Source organism: Poseidonibacter ostreae, from assembly GCF_009208075.1.
GTDB classification, from domain to species: Bacteria; Campylobacterota; Campylobacteria; order Campylobacterales; family Arcobacteraceae; genus Poseidonibacter; species Poseidonibacter ostreae.
On sequence record NZ_WFKJ01000097.1, the window covers coordinates 1 to 1,640 of the forward strand.

Annotated in this window: 2 protein-coding genes; both read right to left on the bottom strand. The window is 27.0% G+C overall.

What is annotated here, in order from left to right; translation table 11 throughout:
* Window positions 1-66: 66 nt before the first annotated feature.
* Window positions 67-1,110, bottom strand: a complete 1,044-nt coding sequence (locus tag GBG18_RS14925) for a permease (protein WP_152192359.1) — start codon at window positions 1,108-1,110, stop codon at window positions 67-69.
* Between the two features lie 2 nt (window positions 1,111-1,112).
* Window positions 1,113-1,472 carry an ArsR/SmtB family transcription factor gene (locus tag GBG18_RS14930; protein WP_129083585.1) on the bottom strand — a complete coding sequence of 120 codons (360 nt, stop codon included), beginning with the start codon at window positions 1,470-1,472 and terminating at the stop codon, window positions 1,113-1,115.
* Window positions 1,473-1,640: the final 168 nt, after the last annotated feature.

The following is a 1,640-nucleotide window of genomic DNA, read 5'->3' on the forward strand; positions in this document are numbered from 1 at the left end:
GAGAGATATTTATAATTAAGTATTTAAAACTATAAATAAAATAGCCATCTTTCTTAGATGACTATCTTAGTTCTTTTTTGAAGATATAGCCTTAATCCATTGCTTACCAACAAAATAAAACATAGTGACTAAAAATATAATAGCACCACCTATATCAAGTATTGATTTTGATTCACTTTCTAAACTATCTAATGTATAAACAAACCATTCTTTTGGAAATGCAAAATCAATCATTAATGCAAATGAAACAGTAACAACAATAATTGAAATCAGATATATTATTAAGACATCATTTCCAAGAATTTTCTTTATAATCCCTGCTGTGATAATATTTGTAGCAGGAGCTGCTGCTAAAAAAATAAAAGCTACTCCAGGACTTACTCCAACTGCTAACATTGATAAAGCAATAGGAATGGCTGAAATAGAACATACATATAAAGGTAATGCAACTAAAAAAACTAATGCATAAGCGATAAACAAATTATCATTTAAAAATTCAACCCCATTATTTGGAATTAAAAGTAAAAATAAAGTTGCTAATATTAGCCCATAAAACATTGGTTTGGCTAAATCACTAAAAACTTCATTCATTGCATAATCATATGCTTTTTTAAATTGACTCTCTTTTACTACTTCATTAGAAGAAGAACCACAACAAGAAGAACTACAACAAGACTTTTTCTCTTCTTCTTGAATGTCATCATATGATTCTTTTACAAAACTACCAGCAACAACTCCACTAATGAAACTTGAAATAACTCTAATTATTGCCATTGGAAGACCAAATACTCCATATGTAGCTATAATTGAATCAATTCCTGTCATTGGAGTAGTAATATAAAAACTTGTCACAGCTTTTTTAGAAGCACCTTTTTGTCTTAAACTTGTAGCCAAAGGTATTACTCCACAAGAACAAAGAGGAAGAGGAATACCATATAATGCCCCTTTTAAAGCACTATATTTATTGTCTTCTCCTAAATGTTTTTTAATCCAATCTTCTGAAATATATAGGTGGATTACTCCTACAAAAATTAATCCAATTAAAACATATAATCCTATCATTACTGATAGTTCCCAAAAGTTTTGTAAAAAATTTAATATAAATTCCATAGTTATTCCTTGAATAAAAATATTTTTTCTAATAAGCCTATTAAATCAGGGTTATTCACTTCATCAATAAAATAGTAAATAGTTAAACCTTCTCTTGATTTATTCAATATCCCACCATCTTTTAATTTTCTAAGGTGTTGAGAAATTGCAGATTGATTAACTTCTAATATTTCACCAATGTCACATACACAAAGTTTATTGAAGTTTTTAAGTAGTAATACAATTTTTAGTCTAACACTATTTGACAGTAGTGCTAATTTTTCTGATTCTTTTTCTATCTCTAAATGATTATCAGAAATAAAACTCTTAGCTTTTTCAACTTCACTGATATTACTTGACTCTCTATAACATTCTTCACTCATATAAACTCCAATATAACTATATTAGAATATTCTAATATAATAAAATATGTTTGTCAAGGGGGAGGTATTATCTATAAGCATTTATTAGTAAAGTAATATTAAGAATATGAGATATTTTTATTTAATTATCAAGATTTGAAACAAGACTATGAATGGTCACTTCCTTAA

Bases quoted from the DNA above. Each gene is read 5' to 3' on its own strand.
- GBG18_RS14925 (WP_152192359.1), bottom strand. From the start codon at position 1,110: ATGGAATTTATATTAAATTTTTTACAAAACTTTTGGGAACTATCAGTA.
- GBG18_RS14930 (WP_129083585.1), bottom strand. From the start codon at position 1,472: ATGAGTGAAGAATGTTATAGAGAGTCAAGTAATATCAGTGAAGTTGAA.